This window comes from Pseudomonas sp. JBR1 (genome assembly GCF_028198185.1).
GTDB classification, from domain to species: domain Bacteria; phylum Pseudomonadota; class Gammaproteobacteria; order Pseudomonadales; family Pseudomonadaceae; genus Chryseomonas; species Chryseomonas oryzihabitans_E.
In genome coordinates this window covers 3,447,201-3,465,103 of the sequence record NZ_CP116340.1, presented here as the reverse complement: position 1 = coordinate 3,465,103, position 17,903 = coordinate 3,447,201, and the positions used below count along the sequence as shown (strand labels likewise).

Genomic DNA, 17,903 nt, shown 5'->3' with positions numbered 1-17,903 from the left:
CGGCGACCTAGCCGGCAAAACTCAAAAGGTTTCCTTGAGTGCCTGATAGCGCTCTTGAAGTTCCCGACGGATCTGCCGGCGCTGCTGTGCCTGCACACAGCGTCGCTTCTCGTCCGGGGTGACGGGCTGGAGCTGAGGCACTGGGCAGGATTTGCCGTTCTCGTCCACCGCCACCATGGTGAAGAAACAGCTGTTGGTGTGGCGCACCGAACGTTGCTGGATATTCTCGGTGATGACCTTGACGCCGATCTCCATGGAAGTGGTGCCGGTGTAGTTCACTGAGGCGAGAAAGGTCACCAGTTCGCCGACATGCACGGGCTCGCGAAAGATCACCTGATCCACCGACAGAGTCACCACATAGCGACCGGCATAGCGGCTGGCGCAGGCATAGGCGACCTCGTCGAGGTATTTGAGCAGGGCGCCACCGTGGACATTGCCGGAAAAGTTGGCCAGGTCCGGGGTCATCAGGATGGTCATGCTCAACTGGTGGTTGCCGGCTTCCATGGGCGAATCCTCGAGGGGAAATCCTGTAGACGGCGCCGCAGCGCCGTCTGTCACAGCCGTCAACGGCCGGCGGAGAGGCCGAAGTCGATGGGCAGGTCGGCGCCGGAGATGGCAGCCGCCTGGGGCTGGCAGAGGAAATAGACGAATTCGGCTACCTCCTCTGGCTGGATGAAGCGTGCGGTATCACCCTGGGGATAGCGGTTGAGCAGATTGCGCCGGTAGCCGGCCGGATCGCCGCTGCCATAGTGCGCCGCCTGGAAGTCCAGCATGGGGGTGTCGATGTCGCCAGGGGAAACGGCATTGACCCGCACGCCGTCCCGGGCCAACTCCACCGCCAAGTTTTGACTGAAGAAGCGGACCGCGGCCTTGGCCGCGCCATAGGCCGCTGCCCCGGCGATGGGCTGGCGGCCAGCACCGCTGGCGACGTTGATGATGACGCCGCGATTTTCCTTGAGGAAGGGGATGGCCGCCGAGCACATGAAGAAGGTGGCCTTGAGATTGACCGCCATCACCAGGTCGTAGTCTTCCTCGCTGAAGGTCTCCACCTCGCCTTCGCGCCAGATGCCGGCCGCATTGATTAGGGCGTCCAGGCGTCCGGTGCGAGCCATGACCTTGCTGACCAGGGAACGGCAGCCCTCGGCACTGGAAATATCGGCGGTCACACTGGAATCCAGGCCGACGATGCCGTTGAGTCCATGCAGGCCTTCGGCATCGCGGTCGGCTGCGGCGACGCGCCAGCGACTTTGGGCAAAGCGTTGCGCCAGGGCACGGCCGAGGCCGCCCGCGGCGCCGGTGATCAGGACGACGGGAGTGCTCATGACGCTTCCTCCGGAGTAATGGCCTTATCCAGACCCGCGTGAGGCGGGGTCGTTCAGTGGCGGCCCTGTCAGCTTTCCAGCCAGACGTCGCGCGCCCAGATCCAGACCGAATCCCAGGATTCGTCGGTCAGGTCGCCATCTTCCCACAACAGCACCTCGCCTTCCTGGCTGACGCAGTAGTAGCCGTCATCGCTGGCACAGAGAGGAATGTACTCGCGCGGCAGGCCTTCATCCCAGGCGGTCGCGGCCATTTCCGGCAGATAGGTATGGGACTGGGGATCGGTAACGGTCACCGGCTCGATGCGGCCATAGACCACGTCGCTGACGGTCAGCAGGAATTCACGGAATTCCGGCGGCAGGCTGATGAGCAGTTCTTCCTCGATTTCGACCAGCAGGTCTTCGTCGGGCAGTTCCAGGGGAACGGGAACGGGTTCGTTTTCTTCACGCAGGCGTTCGATGACGTCTTCCATAGCAGGCCTCTCTCGAAATGCGCACCGGATAGGGAAAAGAGGCGCGCAAGGTTAGCAGTTCAGTCCGGGATAACGGCAGCTTCCGTGCGGACTTGATAGCGGTTTCGCGAGAGGGTTCGCCTGGGACACCAATGAAAAAGCCCGGCTTAGAGCCGGGCTTTCGAGTAACGCGCGCTTATCAGGCGTTCTGACGGATACCCGCCAGCAGCCAGGGCTGGTTTTCACCAGCCATGCGCTCCATGCGCCAGCTTTCGCTGAACGGCTGGCCCTGGTCGAAACGCGATTCCTTGGACACACCGTTGAAGGTGATGGTGGCGATGGTCTTGCCCTGCAGATCCTCGACCCCATCCAGGTTAGCGTTCAAGTTCTCGATATAGGTGGACTGGAAGCCTTCACCCAGCGCAGCGCGCTCGTCACGCAGCCATTGCAGCATCTGCGGGGTAACGAACTCGGAGATCTTGTCCATCTCGTTGGCGTCCCAGTGTTGCTGCAGGCTCATGAAGTGGTCGCGACCGGCGGCCACGAAGCGCTCGGCATTGAACCAGCTCGGCACATTGATCACCGGTGCGGCACCGGCAGCGGCACCCCCGAACAGGCCACCGTTGGCGGGCTGATTGGGCATTTCGCGCTGCATGGGCGCATGGCCAGCAACGGCGGGCTGCGGACCGGCCTGCTGCTTGCGACGGGCGATCAGACGGAAGATCACGAAGGCGATGAGCGCCAGGATCAGGAAGTCGAAGAACTGGAAGCCTTCGAAGCCGTCACCCATGAACATGGAGGCCAGCAGGCCACCGGCGGCGATACCGGCCAGTGGGCCGAGCCAGCGCGAGGCGCCACTGGTACGGGCAGCAGCGGCGGCGCCAGCACCGGCGGCCGGTGCGGCCATGCCCGGCTGCTGTGTCGGTGCGGCCTGGCGGGTCTGGTGAATGGGCGCGGCGCCAGCGGACTTGCCGGCGCCCATGCGTTTGGCATTGGCATCCAGGCTGAGCGTGAGGCCCAGGCACAGGATCATGAAGAAGCTCATCAGGCGTTGCATGTGGTGTTCTCTCAGTGAAGAGTCTGGTGTTGGATACATCTTGCGCTGCCCGGTCAAGTACAGCCAGCGTGAATTGTTTCGGTATTTTGCCCTTTGCGCTCGCCGCCCAAGCGACCAACGTCGCTCCTGCGGACAGCGGAAAATCTCTAGCTACATCAATCTATTACAGATTTTTGCAAAATCCGTCACAAGAGTTTGCAGATGCTAGTCTTGGACTCCAGTCAGCGCAGGTGTCGGGAGATAACCCGGCCCGTCATAGGAGGGCCCGGCCGATGCATGCCTTAGCTTTCATCCAGGACATGGCGGTCATCATGCTGGTGGCCGGCGTGGTGACCATCCTGTTTCACCGCCTCAAGCAGCCCGTGGTCCTGGGTTACATCCTCGCCGGCTTCATCATCGGACCTCATACCCCGCCATTCGGTCTGATCCACGACGAAGAAAGCATCAAGACCCTCGCCGAGGTGGGGGTGATCTTCCTGATGTTCAGTCTTGGCCTTGAGTTTTCACTGCGCAAACTGTTCCGGGTAGGCGCCACTGCCTTCATCGCGGCCTTCCTGGAGATCAGCCTGATGCTCTGGCTGGGTTATCAGGTAGGCCAGATGTTCGGCTGGTCGCACATGGATTCGCTGTTCCTCGGCGCCATCCTGGCCATCTCCTCGACCACCATCATCGTCAAGGCACTCAACGAGCTGAAGATGAAGCACGAGCGCTTCGCCCAGCAGATCTTTGGCGTGCTGATCGTCGAGGACATCCTCGGCATCGGCATCATCGCGCTGCTGTCGGGGCTGGCGGTAAGCGGTTCGGTGGAACCGGGAGCTGTGGCCTCGACCCTGGGCAAGCTGAGTCTGTTCATGATCGTGGCGCTGGTGATCGGCATCCTGCTGGTGCCGCGGCTGCTGGCCTACGTGGCAAAGTTCGAAAGCAACGAGATGCTGCTGATCACGGTGCTAGGGCTGTGCTTCGGCTTCTGCCTGCTGGTCGCCAAGCTGGAATACAGTGTGGTACTGGGGGCCTTCCTGATCGGCGCCATCATGGCCGAGTCCCGTCAGTTGCTGAAGATCGAGACGCTGGTGGAGCCACTGCGCGACATGTTCAGCGCCATCTTCTTCGTCGCCATCGGCCTGCTGCTCGATCCCAAGGTGCTGGTCGAATACGCCTGGCCGATCACCGTGATCAGCGTCGCCGTGGTACTGGGCAAGATCCTCGCCTGCAGCCTGGGTACCCTGATCGCCGGCAATGATGGTCGTACCTCATTGCGAGTGGGCATGGGCCTGGCGCAGATCGGCGAGTTCTCCTTCATCATCGCCACCCTGGGCATCACCCTTGGCGTCACCAGTCATTTCCTCTATCCGGTGGCGGTCGCCGTATCGGCGGTCACTACGCTGCTTACGCCCTACCTGATCAAGGCCGCCGATCCGCTGGCGCTATGGATCGGGCGCTGGCTGCCGCAGCCCCTGCAGCGGGTACTGGGCATCTATGGCGAATGGTTGCGCAGCATCCAGCCACAGGGCGAGAAGGCGGTGTTGGCCGGGATGATGAGACGTATCCTGCTGCAGGTCGGCATCAACCTGTCGCTGGTGATCGCCATCTTCCTGGGCGGCGCCTATTTCGCCAACGGCCTGGCGGGTTGGCTTGGCACCTGGATTGCCGATCCCGACCTGCAGAAGGCCTGCATCTGGGGTGGGGCGCTGCTCTTGTCGCTGCCCTGCCTGATCGCCGCCTATCGCAAGCTCAAGGCCCTGGCCATGCTGATGGCCGAACTCAGCGTGCGGCAGAACCAGGCCGGGCGCTATACCCAGCCGGTGCGGCGTCTGGTCAGTGAGCTGATCCCGCTGTTGTCGCTGGCCGGCATCCTGGTGCTGCTAGCCGCCTTGAGCAGTAGCATCCTGCCCCGTGGTGAGCTGTTGCTGCTGATCGGCCTGGTCGCGGTGGTGGTGATCGCGGTGCTGTGGCGCTGGTTCATCCGCGTGCATTCGCGGCTGCAGATCGCCTTCATCGAGACTCTGGAGCAGGACAAGGGCGGACAGCATTAGGCCGCTTTTGCGCAATCCAGCCATTGCCGGCTGGGGATCGACGCGGCAGAATCGCTCTAAGTCGCCCGTTTGCATAAGCGGGTCGATGGCAAGGGAATGCACAATGCAGGAAATGGGCTTGGCCGCTTTCTGCCGTCCGGCAATCTCCCACTGGCGGTCAGGCCCGTTTCCTGCGCCCTTTCAGGGCCTCCAGGCGAGCAGCAGCACGCCACCGCCAATGGCCGCGATACCGCACCACTGGCGCAGGTCCAGGCGTTCGCCGAGCAGCGCCACGCCGAAGATTGCCACCAACACCACGCTCAACTTGTCCACCGGCGCCACCAGCGAAGCCGGTCCCAGCTTGAGCGCCCGGTAGTAGCACAGCCAGGACAGGCCAGTGGCCACCCCCGACAACAGCAGAAACAGATAGCTACGGCCGCTGATGCTGGCCAGCGATTGTGCCTGGCCGGTAGCCGTGACGATGGCAGCCAGCACCACGACCACCACCAGAGTCCGCAACAGGGTGGCGAAGTCTGCGTTGACCTGTTCCACGCCCAGCTTGCCGAAGATGGCGGTGAGGGCGGCGAAGGCCGCTGCCAGCAGCGCCCAGAACAGCCAGGACGCCGTCATGCCTAGAGCGGTTCGAGCTTGGCGTAGCTCACCATCAGCCACTTGCTGCCTTCGGACTTGAAGTTCACCTGCACCCGCGCATGGGCGCCGGAGCCCTCGTAGTTGAGGATGACGCCTTCGCCGAACAGGGCATGGCGCACCGGCTGACCGAGGCTGAAGGTGGTTTCCGGTACCGGTGCCTGGGCGAAGGGACTGGCCCGACTGCCAGCGAAGGGTTGCTTGACCGCGTTGGACAACCGCACCTCCTGGATCAGGCCATCCGGCACCTCGCGGACGAAGCGCGAGACCTTGTTGTAGGTCTCGCTGCCATAGAGGCGGCGGGTCTCCGCATAGCTCATCACCAGCCGGCGCATGGCGCGGGTGATGCCGACATAGGCCAGACGGCGTTCCTCTTCCAGACGGCCGGGCTCTTCCAGACTCATCTTGTGCGGGAACAGGCCTTCTTCCATGCCGGCCAGGAACACCAGGGGGAATTCCAGGCCCTTGGCGCTGTGCAGGGTCATGAGCTGGACGCTGTCTTCGTGGCTGTCGGCCTGGGTATCGCCGGATTCCAGGGCGGCATGGTCGAGGAAGGCCGCCAGGGGCGTCATCTCCTCGTCGCCGCTGAAATCGAAGGAGCGCGCGGCGCTGACCAGTTCCTCCAGGTTTTCCACCCGCGCCTGGCCCTTTTCGCCCTTCTCTTCCTTGTGGAAGGTGACCAGGCCGGTCTGCTCGATGATCTGCTGCACCAAGCTGTGCAGGGACAGGTCTTCGGCCTTCAGCGCCAGGGTGTCGACCAGTTCGACGAAGGCGTTGAGCGCCGAGGCGGCGCGACCGGATACGGCACGGGCACCGACCAGGTCGTGCAGCGCCTGCCACAGCGAGGTGTTCTGGGCGCGTGCGGCGGTGCGCAAGGCCTCCACGGTCTTTTCGCCGATGCCTCGCGGCGGCACGTTGATCACCCGCTCCAGGGCGGCATCGTCGTGACGGTGCTGGATCAGCCGCAGATAGGCCATGGCGTTCTTGATTTCGGCACGTTCGAAAAACTTCAGGCCGCCATAGATGCGATAGGGGATCTTTTCGCGCAACAGCGCTTCTTCCAGCACCCGTGACTGGGCGTTGGAGCGATAGAGGATGGCCATCTCGCGGCGGGTCGTGCCCTTCTTGAACTCGCTCTCGATGGTCTCGACGATGTAGCGCGCCTCGTCGTGCTCGTTGAAGCCGGCATAGAGGGTGATGGCATCGCCTTCGCCGGTATCTGTCCACAGCTCCTTGCCGAGACGACCGAAGTTGTGGGCGATCAGGCCGTTGGCGGCCTTGAGGATGGTGTCGGTGGAGCGATAGTTCTGCTCCAGCCGGATGATCTCCGCCGAGAAGTCCTCGTTGAACTGCTGGATGTTCTCGATCTTGGCACCGCGCCAGCCATAGATGGACTGATCATCGTCGCCCACCACCATGAGGCTGGCGCCATTCTGGGCAAGGTGTTTGAGCCAGGCGTACTGGACGGCGTTGGTGTCCTGGAATTCGTCCACCAGCAGGTGCTGGAAGCGCCGCTGGTAGTGTTCGAGCAGGCTGGGGTTGTTGCGCCAGAGATCCAGGGCGCGCAGCAGCAACTCGGAGAAATCGATCACCCCGGCACGGGCGCAGGCCGCCTCGTAGGCTTCGTAGATGCTGCGCATGGTGCTGAGGAAGAGATCACCAGCGGCCTGGATGTGCTGCGGCCTCAGGCCCTCGTCCTTCTGGCCATTGATGAACCACTGGGCTTGGCGCGCAGGCCAGCGCTGCTCATCGAGACCCAGCTCGCGGATCACCCGCTTGACGATGCGCTGCTGGTCGTCGCTGTCGAGGATCTGGAAATTCTGTGACAGCCCCGCTTCCTGCCAGTGCGCGCGCAGCAGGCGGTGAGCCAGGCCATGGAAGGTGCCTACCCACATGCCCTGCGGACTCATCCCCAGCAACTGCTCGATGCGGTGGCGCATCTCGGCGGCGGCCTTGTTGGTAAAGGTCACCGAGAGGATCGAGTGCGGCGAGGCGCGCTCGACCTGGATCAGCCAGGCGATGCGATGTACCAGCACCCGGGTCTTGCCCGAGCCGGCACCAGCCAGAACCAGTTGGCGACCCAGGGGCGCGGCCACGGCCTGGCGCTGGGCATCGTTGAGGGAATTGAGCAGCAGGGAGATGTCGTCATTCATCGCCGCATTCTACCGATGCGGCGAAAGGAGCGCCAAACCGGACGGATGGGAGGCGAAGCGGGTAGGGCGGGGAGCTGAGCCTCCAGCCGGCAGGGCCGGCCGAAGGCTGCAGGAAGACGATCGCGGTCGTGCGGCCGTGGCGTCAGGCGGCGATCGGCGAACGCCAGTCATCGGAACCGGAGGTACCGGAGACCTCGTGGGTCCAGACGATCTTGCGGTAGGTGAAGTAGACGTCTTCGAGGTGGGTGAAGTGCGCCATGCTCGGGTCCTGGCAATTGGGCATGCGCGACTGGACATCGACGATGATGGCGTCCTCCAGCTCGATGGTGAAGTAGTGCTCCTGGGTACCGGTGGCCGAGGTGCGGTACCACTCCAGACGGCACTTGCCCAGGCGCTCGCCAGAGGTGAGGGCGTTGAAGATCAGCGGCGAGGCCTTGTCGAAGACCTTGGTGATCATCAACGGCTTGTGCACGCGCTGGCCGGTGGGCTGGCCCGACTGGGGATCGCGGGGAATGATCACCTGATGATTGAAGGCCTGGACCAGGATCTGGTCTTCATGGCCTTCCTGAAAGATGTTGCCGACCGAGTCCTCGGTAAAGGTGCCGGCAGTGATCAGGCCTTGCTTGGTGCCTTCGAGGGACAGATACGCGGGGGTTGGCATGGTGCTCTCCTTGCCTGGTGATAGGGCTTCATGGCCCGGGTGCCAGGAGCTAACAAGGGCTGTGCCAGAAACGAAAAAATCCTTTCTGATCAGTGGTTTGAAAAACGACTACAAGGAGGGCGCCGCGACACTGTGCGGCAGTGCTCGAGAATCTGCGCAAGGCCTTGCGCAGAGCGGCGCAAAAGCTTTCCCGATTCAGGTAGTCGTTTGTTCAGACGACTACCAAGTGCCAGTACGCGGGTGAAAAAGACCGTGCTGAATCGTAATGACCAAGAGCCTTGCCGACCGTTATGTAGTATAAGTGCGACGCACTACATCCGCCTGCTAGACGAGATACGCCTGTGAACCTGATGCAACACATTGCTCAATCCCGCCACCTGCTGCGCAAGTCGGAGCTCAAGGTCGCCGAGCAGGTCATGGTCGATCCGGCTGCGGTCATGCACAGCTCCATGGCCGACCTTGCCCACAACGTCGGCGTGAGCGAGCCCACCATCGTGCGTTTCTGTCGGGCCATCGGCTGCGACGGCTTCCAGGATCTCAAGCTGCGCCTGGCCCAGAGCCTGGCGGCAGGGGCCAGTTTTGGCCAGTTCGCCATTCACGAGAACGATGCGGTGGAAGACTTCAGCCTGAAGATCTTCGATACCACTCTGCATACCCTCATGGACGTCCGTGAGCGACTGGACATGCGCGCGCTGGAGACGGCCATCGAGGCGATCGCCAAGGCCCAGCGGGTGATGTTCTACGGTTTCGGGGCCTCGGGCTCGGTGGCCAACGATGCCCAGCACAAGTTCTTTCGCCTGCAGCTCAGCGCCACCGCCTATTCCGATCCGCACATGCAGGCCATGTCGGCGGCGACCCTGACCTCTTCCGACGCCGCCATCTGCATCTCCCAGTCGGGGCGCTCCAAGGACCTGCTGATCACCGCCAATCTGGTGCGCGACAATGGCGCCGCCCTGATCACCATCTGCCCGGGGCAGACGCCGCTGGCCGATCTGTCCACGGTGAACATCGCCATCGACGTGCACGAAGACACCGACATTTATGTCCCGCTGACCTCGCGCATCGCTCACCTGGTGGTGATCGATGTCCTGGCCATGGGGGTGGCCATGTCCCGCGGTCCGGCGCTGGTGGAGCACCTCAAGAGCGTGAAGCGCAGCCTGCGTAGCCTGCGGCTGTCGTCGAAGTCGACCAAGCACAGCGACACTCAATAGTCGTCTTTCTGTCGCCAAACGGTCACCTGTTGAGGTGAAGCTGCCCATTCCGATCCCAGCCCGGAGGAATTGGCATGACCGCTCTCATCCAGGAATCCAGCGTTCGTCTCGACAGCAAGACTCGCAGAAAGCTACAGGATCAGCGGCGGATGAAATTCCGTCGCGCCATCGAAGCCCGCGCCGAAGAGCAGCGCCTGGCCGTGGAGCTCGATGAGCTGCTGTTTCTCAATCAGCTGCTGGACGAACGCCAGGCCCAGCGCCTGCAGCAGGCTCCAGGGCGATACCTAACGCATTGATCAGGCTGCGCTGGCCGCGCAGATAGTCGACGAAGGCCTGGGCCACCGGCGACAGCGGCTTGCCGCGTACCTGGACCACGCACCAGGAGCGTCGCAGCGGCAATTCGGCGACGTCCAGCTCGACCAGGCTGCCGGCGGCGAGATCGCTGCGAATGGCCTGGCGCGGCAGCAGGGCCAGACCCAGTCCGGCGCGGACCGCCTCGCGCTGCGCTTCGAAGGCGCCGATCTCCAGCTGTTCGGCGAAGTGCGCGCGCTTCTGCTTGAGATAGTCCTCGCAGGCCTGACGCGTGCCGGAGCCGACTTCGCGCACCAGCAGCGGATAGGCTGTCAGGTCACGCAGGCTCAGTCCCTGGCGACCCGCCAGGGCATGGCCTGGACGCGCGACAGCGACGATGGCGTTGTCCAGCAGGGGCAGGAAATCCAGGTCCGTACCGCTCGGTACCCCGGACATCAGTGCCACGTCTTCTCGATTTTCCGTCAGCCGCCGCAGCACCCGGGCATGGTTGCCCACGGTCAGGGCCAGGTCCACCTGGGGATGACTGCTGCGAAACTGGCTGAACAGGTGCGGCGCCAGGTACTGGGCACTGCTCTCCACCCCCAGGCGCAGCTGACCATGCAGGGCACCACGCAGGTTCGACAACTGCATGTCCAGGCTGCCCAGGCGGGCGAAGAGATCGCGACCGGTCTGGCGCAGCGCCTCGCCGGCTTCGGTGAGATAGAGGGTGCGATTGACGTAGTTGAACAGCGGTGCGCCCACCACCTCTTCGAGCTGGCGTACCTGCAGGCTCACCGCCGGCTGGGTCAGCGCCATGATATCGGCCGCGCGGCTATAGGAGCGGGCTTCGCAGACGGCTTCGAATACCTGCAGCTGGCGGAAGGTGAGCCGCATCAGCGGCTTGCGCATGGGCATCAGGCTCTATCCATAAGGGATGACTTATGGAGTATCCAACAATTATTTATTTTCCATAAGAGAGACCCTGGCGTAGCTTCGAGACACCGGCAATAACAAGCGGCTGCAGGCTGCAGCAGACAAGGAGCCAGGTGTGATCAAGAAGATACTTATCGCCAATCGAGGCGAGATCGCCGTGCGTATCGTACGGGCCTGCGCCGAGATGGGTATTCGCTCGGTGGCGGTCTATTCCGATGCCGATCGCCAAGCGCTCCACGTGAAACGTGCCGATGAAGCCCATGGCATCGGCAGCGATCCGCTCGAGGGTTATCTCAATCCGCGCAAGCTGGTGAACCTGGCCGTGGAGACCGGCTGCGATGCCCTCCATCCTGGCTATGGCTTCCTTTCCGAAAACGCCGAACTGGCGGAAATCTGCGCTCAGCGCGGTATTCGCTTCATCGGTCCGTCCGCCGAGGTCATCCGCCGCATGGGCGACAAGACCGAGGCGCGCCGCAGCATGATCGCCGCCGGGGTGCCCTGTACCCCGGGTACCGAGGGCAACGTGGCGGATATCGCCGAGGCGTTGCGCGAAGGTGATCGCCTTGGCTACCCGGTGATGCTCAAGGCCACGTCCGGTGGTGGCGGTCGCGGCATTCGTCGCTGCAATACCCGCGAGGAGCTGGAGCAGGCCTATCCGCGGGTGATCTCCGAGGCGACCAAGGCCTTCGGCTCGGCCGAGGTGTTTCTCGAGAAGTGCATCGTCAATCCCAAGCACATCGAGGCGCAGATCCTCGCCGACAGCCACGGCAACACCGTGCACCTGTTCGAGCGCGATTGCTCCATCCAGAGACGCAACCAGAAGCTGATCGAGATCGCGCCCAGCCCCCAGCTGACCCCCGAGCAGCGCGCCTACATCGGCGACCTGGCGGTACGCGCGGCCAAGGCGGTGGGCTACGAGAACGCCGGTACCGTGGAATTCCTGCTCGCCGAGGGCGAGGTGTATTTCATGGAGATGAACACCCGGGTGCAGGTCGAGCACACCATCACCGAGGAAATCACTGGCATCGACATCGTTCGCGAGCAGATCCGCATCGCCTCCGGCCTGCCGCTGTCCTTCGCTCAGGAAGACGTGCAGCACCGTGGCTTCGCCCTGCAGTTCCGCATCAACGCCGAAGACCCGAAGAACAACTTCCTGCCGAGCTTCGGCAAGATCACCCGCTACTACGCGCCAGGTGGGCCGGGGGTGCGTACCGACACCGCCATCTACACCGGCTACGTGATCCCGCCGTACTACGACTCCATGTGCCTGAAGCTGATCGTCTGGGCACTGACCTGGGAAGAGGCCATGGATCGCGGCCTCCGCGCCCTGGACGACATGCGCGTGCAGGGGGTGAAGACCACCGCGCCCTATTACGAGGCCATCCTGCGGGACCCTGAATTCCGCAGCGGGCGTTTCAACACCAGCTTCGTGGAAAGCCATCCGGAGCTGACCCAGTACTCGATCAAGCGCAACCCGACGCACCTGGCCATCGCCATCGCCGCCGCCATCGCCGCCCATGCCGGTCTGTAAGGACAGAACAATGAAAACCATCCAGATCACCGACACCATCCTGCGCGACGCCCACCAATCGCTCCTGGCGACCCGCATGCGCACCGAAGACATGCTGCCGATCTGCGCCAAGCTCGACCAGGTCGGCTACTGGTCGCTGGAAGTCTGGGGTGGCGCGACCTTCGACGCCTGCGTGCGCTTCCTCAAGGAAGACCCCTGGGAGCGCCTGCGCCAGTTGCGCCAGGCGCTGCCCAATACCCGGCTGCAGATGCTCCTGCGCGGGCAGAACCTGCTGGGCTACCGGCACTACAGCGACGACGTGGTCGAGGCCTTCGTCGAGCGCGCCGCGGCCAACGGCATCGACGTCTTCCGCATCTTCGACGCCATGAACGATGTGCGTAACCTGGAAACCGCCATCCGCGCGGTCAAGGCCAGCGGCAAGCACGCCCAGGGTACCCTCTGCTACACCACCAGCCCGGTGCACACCGTGAGCGCCTTCGTCGACCAGGCACGGCGCATGGCCGACCTGGGCGTGGATTCCATCGCCATCAAGGACATGGCTGGCCTGCTGACGCCCTATGCCACCGGCGAGCTGGTCAAGGCACTCAAGGAGGCCCTGACGCTGGATGTGGTGGTGCATTCCCACGACACCGCCGGGGTAGCCTCCATGTGCCAGCTCAAGGCGGTGGAAAATGGCGCCGATCGCATCGACACGGCGATCTCCAGCCTGGCGTGGGGCACCAGCCACCCAGGCACCGAATCCATGGTCGCGGCCCTGCGCGGCACGCCCTACGACACCGGCCTGAACCTGGAGCTGCTGCAGGAGATCGGCCTGTACTTCCATGCGGTACGCAAGAAGTACCACCAGTTCGAGAGTGAATTCACCGGGGTCGACACCCGGGTACAGGTCAACCAGGTGCCGGGCGGCATGATCTCCAACCTGGCCAACCAGCTGCGCGAGCAGGGCGCCCTCAATCGCATGAACGAGGTGCTGCAAGAGATCCCACGGGTACGCCAGGACCTGGGCTATCCGCCCCTGGTGACCCCGACCTCGCAGATCGTCGGCACCCAGGCCTTCTTCAACGTGTTGGCGGGTGAGCGCTACAAGACCATCACCAACGAGGTGAAGCTCTACCTGCAGGGCCGCTACGGCAAGGCGCCCGGAGCTATCTGCGAGCAGCTGCGCAAGCAAGCCATCGGCCAGGAAGAGGTCATCGAGGTACGCCCGGCCGATCTGCTCAGCCCCGAGTTGGCACGGTTGCGCGGCGAGATCGGCGACCTGGCCAAGAGCGAAGAGGACGTGATGACCTTCGCCATGTTCCCCGACATCGGACGCAAGTTCCTCGAGGAGCGTGCGGCCGGCACCCTGGTACCGGAAGCCCTGCTGCCCATGCCGTCGGCCGATGGCGTGGCGGCGGTCGGTGGTCAGGGTGTACCGACCGCCTTCAGCGTCGACGTACACGGTGAGACCTACCAGGTGGACATCACCGGTATCGGCCTCAAGAGCGAGGGCAAGCGGCACTTCTACCTCTCCATCGACGGCGTGCCGGAAGAGGTGGTGTTCGAAGCCAGCGGCGACTTCGTCGCCGAGGGCGGTCAGCGGCGGCGCCAGGCGGAGCGTCCGGGCGACGTCAGCACCACCATGCCAGGCAACATCGTCGAGGTGCTGGTCAAGGAAGGCGACCAGGTCAGGGCCGGGCAGGGTGTGCTGGTCACCGAAGCCATGAAGATGGAAACCGAGATCCAGGCACCCATCGCCGGTACCGTCATCGCGGTACGGGTGGCCAAGGGCGACCGGGTCAATCCGGGTGAAGTCTTGATTGAAATCGAAGGCTGAGATCACTTCGATTTCCCTCGGGGACCTGCGGGTCCCCTTTTTTATGGGCGGTTTCTATCCACTCGATTGATAAAAAGCACTAACGCCTTCCGATAGGGTCTGCTATTTAATATAGCCAAGGCTATAACGATCCCGGGAGGATTCGCGATGCTGAAAGATCTGAAAAGACGTGCTCTGCGTGGACTACTGGACAAGCTGCTCGACGGGCACGCCGAACGTCGCCCGCTGGAGACCCAGCCCGAGCGTTCGCACGGCGTCCTGGTGCAGGCCGCGCACTGATCTTCTACCTATCGAGCCAGGGCTGCTCGGCCCTACCGCGGCTTCTCGCGTGCGTTCTGGCGAGGCGCCTTCCCCTGTTCGTGTCGCTAACGAACGTCCTCATCCCAGGTTACAAAGTCTCGCTGCACGCTTGATAGGTTGTGCTATCTAATTTAGCCAAGGCTATAAACCACCGAGAGGCGGGCCGAATGCTAGAGAAGACGAGACGCTGGACCCTGGCGGGTCTGTTGGGACTGCTGCTGGGCAACGCTGCCCAGGCGGCGGAACCCTTCAAGGTGGTCACCACCTTCACGGTGATCGCCGACATGGCGCGCAATGTGGCGGGTGACGCTGCCCAGGTGGAATCCATCACCAAGCCCGGCGCCGAGATCCACAACTACCAGCCCACGCCAGGCGATCTGCTCAAGGTGCGTGACGCCCAGCTGGTGCTGTGGAACGGCCTGAATCTGGAAGTCTGGTTCGAGCGCTTCTTCGGCCGCATGAAAGACGTGCCCCGCGCGGTGGTCTCCCAGGGTATCGAGCCCATCGCCATCGCCCAGGGGCCCTATGCCGGCAAGCCCAACCCCCATGCCTGGATGTCACCCCAGGCGGCCTTGATCTATGTCGACAACATTCGCGATGCCCTGGTCGAGCACGATCCGGCCCAGGCCGACACCTACCGGCGTAATGCCGACGCCTACAAGGCGCGCATCACCGCTACCCTCGACCCCTTGCGCCAGCAATTGCAGGCGATTCCCGCCGAGCGCCGCTGGCTGGTATCGAGCGAAGGCGCCTTCAGCTATCTGGCGCGTGACCTGGGCTTGAAGGAGCTCTATCTCTGGCCGATCAATGCCGACCAGCAGGGCACGCCGCAGCAGGTGCGCCGGGTGATCGAGACGGTGCGCGCCGAGCGGATTCCGACGGTCTTCAGCGAGAGCACCGTTTCCGCCGCGCCGGCCGAGCAGGTGGCGCGGGAGAGCGGCGCCCGCTATGGCGGGGTGCTCTACGTGGATTCGCTGAGCGCCGCCGACGGCCCGGTGCCCACCTATCTCGACCTGTTGCGAGTGACCACCGAGACCCTGGTACAGGGGCTGGCGCCATGATTGCCCTCGACGGAGTCAGCGTGACCTATCGCAACGGCCACACCGCCCTGCGCGAAGCCAGCCTGACGGTGCCCAGCGGGTCCATCACCGCCCTGGTGGGGGTCAATGGCAGCGGCAAGTCCACCCTGTTCAAGGCGATCATGGGCTTTGTATCCCTGCGCGCCGGCCAGGTGCGGGTCGATGACCTGCCGGTGGCTCAGGCGCTCAAGCGCAATCTCGTCGCCTACGTGCCCCAGAGCGAAGACGTGGACTGGGACTTTCCGGTACGGGTGGAGGACGTGGTGCTCATGGGCCGCTACGGCCGGATGAATTTCCTGCGGCTGGCGCGCACGGCCGACCACCAGGCGGTCGACGCCGCCCTGGCGCGGGTGGGGCTGACCGAGCTGCGCAAGCGGCAGATCGGCGAACTCTCCGGCGGCCAGAAGAAGCGGGTCTTCCTCGCCCGCGCCCTGGCCCAGGACAGCCGGGTGATCCTCCTGGACGAACCCTTCACCGGGGTGGATGCCACCTCCGAGCGGGCCATCATCGAACTGCTCCAGGCCCTGCGCGCCGAGGGTCGCTCGATGCTGGTCTCGACCCATGACCTGGCCAGCATCGAACGCTTCTGCGACCGCACCGTGTTGCTCGACCGCACCGTGCTGGCCGAGGGGCCGACGGCCGAGGTCTTTACCCGCGAAAACCTGGAGCGCACCTTTGGCGGCGCCCTGCGCCTGTTCGAGAGCGACCGACCAGAGCCTTTGCGGCGGGAGCGCGCCTGATGGAAGGGCTGCTGGAGCCGCTGGCCTACGGCTACATGAGAAGCGCCCTGGGGGCGGCGGCGCTGGTGGGCGGACTGTGCGCCTTCCTTTCCGCCTACCTGATGCTCAAGGGCTGGTCGCTGATCGGCGATGCCCTGTCCCATGCCGTGGTGCCGGGCGTGGCCGGTGCCTATCTGCTCGGGCTGCCGCTGGCCCTGGGCGCCTTTCTCGCCGGCGGCGCGGCGGCTGGGGCCATGCTGGGGCTGCGGCAATACACCCGGCTGAAAGAAGACGTCATCATCGGTCTGATCTTCAGCGCCTTCTTTGGCGGCGGGCTGTTCCTGGTCTCGCTGGCGCCGGTGGCGGTGGACATCCAGACCATCGTCTTCGGCAACATCCTGGCCATCACCCCCGAGGCCAGTCGCCAGCTGCTGATCATCGCCGCCGTCTCCCTGCTGGTGCTGGTGCTCAAGTGGCGTGACCTCCTGCTGGTGTTCTTCGACGAGGGCCAGGCCCGCGCCTGTGGTCTCAATCCCACCGGCTACAAGCTGCTGTTCTTTACCCTGCTGGCGCTGAGTACGGTAGCGGCCATGCAGACGGTGGGCGCCTTTCTGGTCATCGCCCTGGTGGTGACGCCGGGGGCGACGGCCTATCTGCTCAGTGACCGCTTTTCGCGGGTGGTGCTGATCAGCGTGGCCATCGGTGTCGGCAGTGGCCTGCTGGGCACCTATCTCAGCTACTTCCTCGACGGCGCCACCGGTGGCTGCGTGGTGGTCCTGCAGACGCTGATCTTCCTGCTGGCCTTCGTCCTGGCACCCCGCCATGGTCTGCTGGCCAATCGGCGCCGGGCACGGCGGACCGCGGAGGCCAGCTGATGGACTGGTTGCGGCTGACCCTGGAAGTCGACTTCATGCGCCAGGCGCTGTTGATGGCCGTGCTGGTAGCAGTCCCGACGGCGCTGCTGTCGTGCTTTCTGGTGCTCAAGGGCTGGGCGCTGCTGGGCGACGCCATCGCCCATGCGGTGTTTCCCGGCCTGGTGCTGGCCTCGGCGCTGGGTGCGCCCCTGGTCGTCGGCGCCTTTGTCGCGGGCCTGGGCTGCGCCCTGGCGACCGGCTATCTCAAACGCCACAGCCGGGTGAAGCAGGACACCCTGATGGGCGTGGTCTTCTCCGGCATGTTTGGCCTGGGCCTGGTGCTGCATGCCAGGCTGCCCACCGAGCTGCACCTGGACCATATCCTGCTTGGCGATCTGCTGGGGGTGACCCCGGAGGCCTTCTGGCAGATGGCGGTGATCGCCGCCCTGGTGCTGCTGGCGCTGGCCTGTCGCTGGCGCGACCTGCTGGTGCTGGCTTTCGACGCGGCCCAGGCGCGGGCGCTGGGCCTGCGGGTGGATGTGCTGCACTACGGCCTGCTCGGACTCATCGCCCTGACCGTGGTCGGCGCGCTGCAGGCAGTGGGCATGGTACCGGTGGTGGCCTTGCTGATCGCCCCGGGTGCCACCGCCTTCCTGTTGACCCGCTCCTTTGGCTGGATGCTGCTGGTAGCCACGACGCTGGCGGTGCTGGCGGCCCTGGGCGGGGTACTCCTGAGCCTGGTCTGGGACAGCGCACCGGCACCGACCATGGTGGTACTGCTGACGGCCGGCTTCCTGCTGGCCCTGACATGGCGCCTGTGGCGGGATCGACGTCGTTCGGGCGACAAGGGCGTTCAAGTGGCCTGAT

The 17,903-nt window shown here is 64.3% G+C and carries 18 protein-coding genes; 10 read left to right on the top strand and 8 right to left on the bottom strand.

All coding sequences use genetic code 11. The annotated features are described in order from the left end of the window. Positions 1-21: 21 nt before the first annotated feature. The 4 genes from PJ259_RS16015 to PJ259_RS16000 form a co-directional block, all read right to left on the bottom strand. Positions 22-504 (bottom strand): acyl-CoA thioesterase, encoded by a 483-nt coding sequence (locus PJ259_RS16015; RefSeq protein ID WP_059312982.1) that lies wholly within the window; start codon positions 502-504, stop codon positions 22-24. Between the two features lie 59 nt (positions 505-563). Beyond that, on the bottom strand, positions 564-1,322 hold the full coding sequence (locus tag PJ259_RS16010) for an SDR family NAD(P)-dependent oxidoreductase (protein ID WP_059312981.1): 759 nt from the start codon (positions 1,320-1,322) through the stop codon (positions 564-566). 68 nt (positions 1,323-1,390) lie between these two features. Further along, a complete protein-coding gene (locus PJ259_RS16005) occupies positions 1,391-1,792 on the bottom strand; it encodes an SMI1/KNR4 family protein (protein ID WP_059316790.1) in 402 nt (133 codons plus the stop codon). A gap of 178 nt (positions 1,793-1,970) precedes the next feature. Then, the gene (locus PJ259_RS16000) at positions 1,971-2,828 is read right to left on the bottom strand and encodes a Tim44 domain-containing protein (RefSeq protein WP_271653464.1); all 858 of its coding nucleotides are present in this window, start codon (positions 2,826-2,828) and stop codon (positions 1,971-1,973) included. 272 nt (positions 2,829-3,100) lie between these two features. Here PJ259_RS16000 and PJ259_RS15995 point away from each other — a divergent pair, with 272 nt between their 5' ends. Further along, a complete protein-coding gene (locus tag PJ259_RS15995) occupies positions 3,101-4,861 on the top strand; it encodes a cation:proton antiporter (RefSeq protein ID WP_271653463.1) in 1,761 nt (586 codons plus the stop codon). Between the two features lie 180 nt (positions 4,862-5,041). On the opposite strand, the gene PJ259_RS15990 is transcribed toward PJ259_RS15995, so the two are convergent. From PJ259_RS15990 to PJ259_RS15980, 3 genes are all read right to left on the bottom strand, one after another. After that, complete coding sequence (locus PJ259_RS15990) at positions 5,042-5,470, bottom strand: EamA family transporter (protein WP_059316787.1); 429 nt, start codon at positions 5,468-5,470, stop codon at positions 5,042-5,044. A 2-nt stretch (positions 5,471-5,472) separates the two neighbouring features. Beyond that, positions 5,473-7,641 carry a DNA helicase II gene (gene uvrD / locus PJ259_RS15985; protein WP_059316786.1) on the bottom strand — a complete coding sequence of 723 codons (2,169 nt, stop codon included), beginning with the start codon at positions 7,639-7,641 and terminating at the stop codon, positions 5,473-5,475. A 142-nt stretch (positions 7,642-7,783) separates the two neighbouring features. Then, positions 7,784-8,302 carry an Hcp family type VI secretion system effector gene (locus PJ259_RS15980; RefSeq protein ID WP_017639168.1) on the bottom strand — a complete coding sequence of 173 codons (519 nt, stop codon included), beginning with the start codon at positions 8,300-8,302 and terminating at the stop codon, positions 7,784-7,786. A 341-nt stretch (positions 8,303-8,643) separates the two neighbouring features. On the opposite strand from PJ259_RS15980, the gene hexR reads away from it, so the two are divergent. Next, on the top strand, positions 8,644-9,513 hold the full coding sequence (gene hexR / locus PJ259_RS15975) for a transcriptional regulator HexR (protein ID WP_059316785.1): 870 nt from the start codon (positions 8,644-8,646) through the stop codon (positions 9,511-9,513). A 74-nt stretch (positions 9,514-9,587) separates the two neighbouring features. After that, entirely contained in the window at positions 9,588-9,809 is a 222-nt protein-coding gene (locus tag PJ259_RS15970) for a PA3496 family putative envelope integrity protein (protein WP_082696406.1), read from the top strand. Here PJ259_RS15970 and PJ259_RS15965 read toward each other — a convergent pair. Then, the gene (locus tag PJ259_RS15965) at positions 9,739-10,713 is read right to left on the bottom strand and encodes a LysR family transcriptional regulator (protein WP_059316972.1); all 975 of its coding nucleotides are present in this window, start codon (positions 10,711-10,713) and stop codon (positions 9,739-9,741) included. The genes PJ259_RS15970 and PJ259_RS15965 overlap by 71 nt on opposite strands. Before the next feature lie 139 nt (positions 10,714-10,852). Here PJ259_RS15965 and PJ259_RS15960 point away from each other — a divergent pair, with 139 nt between their 5' ends. The 7 genes from PJ259_RS15960 to PJ259_RS15930 all read left to right on the top strand — a co-directional run bounded on the left by PJ259_RS15960 (position 10,853) and on the right by PJ259_RS15930 (position 17,902). Continuing rightward, positions 10,853-12,268, top strand: a complete 1,416-nt coding sequence (locus tag PJ259_RS15960; RefSeq protein WP_059316784.1) for an acetyl-CoA carboxylase biotin carboxylase subunit — start codon at positions 10,853-10,855, stop codon at positions 12,266-12,268. Between the two features lie 10 nt (positions 12,269-12,278). Beyond that, positions 12,279-14,084 carry a sodium-extruding oxaloacetate decarboxylase subunit alpha gene (gene oadA / locus PJ259_RS15955; protein ID WP_059316783.1) on the top strand — a complete coding sequence of 602 codons (1,806 nt, stop codon included), beginning with the start codon at positions 12,279-12,281 and terminating at the stop codon, positions 14,082-14,084. Positions 14,085-14,231: 147 nt separating this feature from the next. Next, on the top strand, positions 14,232-14,363 hold the full coding sequence (locus PJ259_RS15950; protein WP_271653462.1) for a hypothetical protein: 132 nt from the start codon (positions 14,232-14,234) through the stop codon (positions 14,361-14,363). A 188-nt stretch (positions 14,364-14,551) separates the two neighbouring features. Beyond that, positions 14,552-15,445 carry a metal ABC transporter substrate-binding protein gene (locus PJ259_RS15945; RefSeq protein WP_271653461.1) on the top strand — a complete coding sequence of 298 codons (894 nt, stop codon included), beginning with the start codon at positions 14,552-14,554 and terminating at the stop codon, positions 15,443-15,445. After that, the gene (locus tag PJ259_RS15940) at positions 15,442-16,203 is read left to right on the top strand and encodes a metal ABC transporter ATP-binding protein (RefSeq protein WP_271653460.1); all 762 of its coding nucleotides are present in this window, start codon (positions 15,442-15,444) and stop codon (positions 16,201-16,203) included. The genes PJ259_RS15945 and PJ259_RS15940 overlap by 4 nt, the downstream gene beginning before the upstream one ends. Then, the gene (locus PJ259_RS15935; protein ID WP_156428985.1) at positions 16,203-17,057 is read left to right on the top strand and encodes a metal ABC transporter permease; all 855 of its coding nucleotides are present in this window, start codon (positions 16,203-16,205) and stop codon (positions 17,055-17,057) included. The genes PJ259_RS15940 and PJ259_RS15935 overlap by 1 nt, the downstream gene beginning before the upstream one ends. Then, complete coding sequence (locus PJ259_RS15930) at positions 17,057-17,902, top strand: metal ABC transporter permease (RefSeq protein WP_059316779.1); 846 nt, start codon at positions 17,057-17,059, stop codon at positions 17,900-17,902. Before PJ259_RS15935 ends, PJ259_RS15930 begins: the two co-directional genes overlap by 1 nt. Position 17,903: the final 1 nt, after the last annotated feature.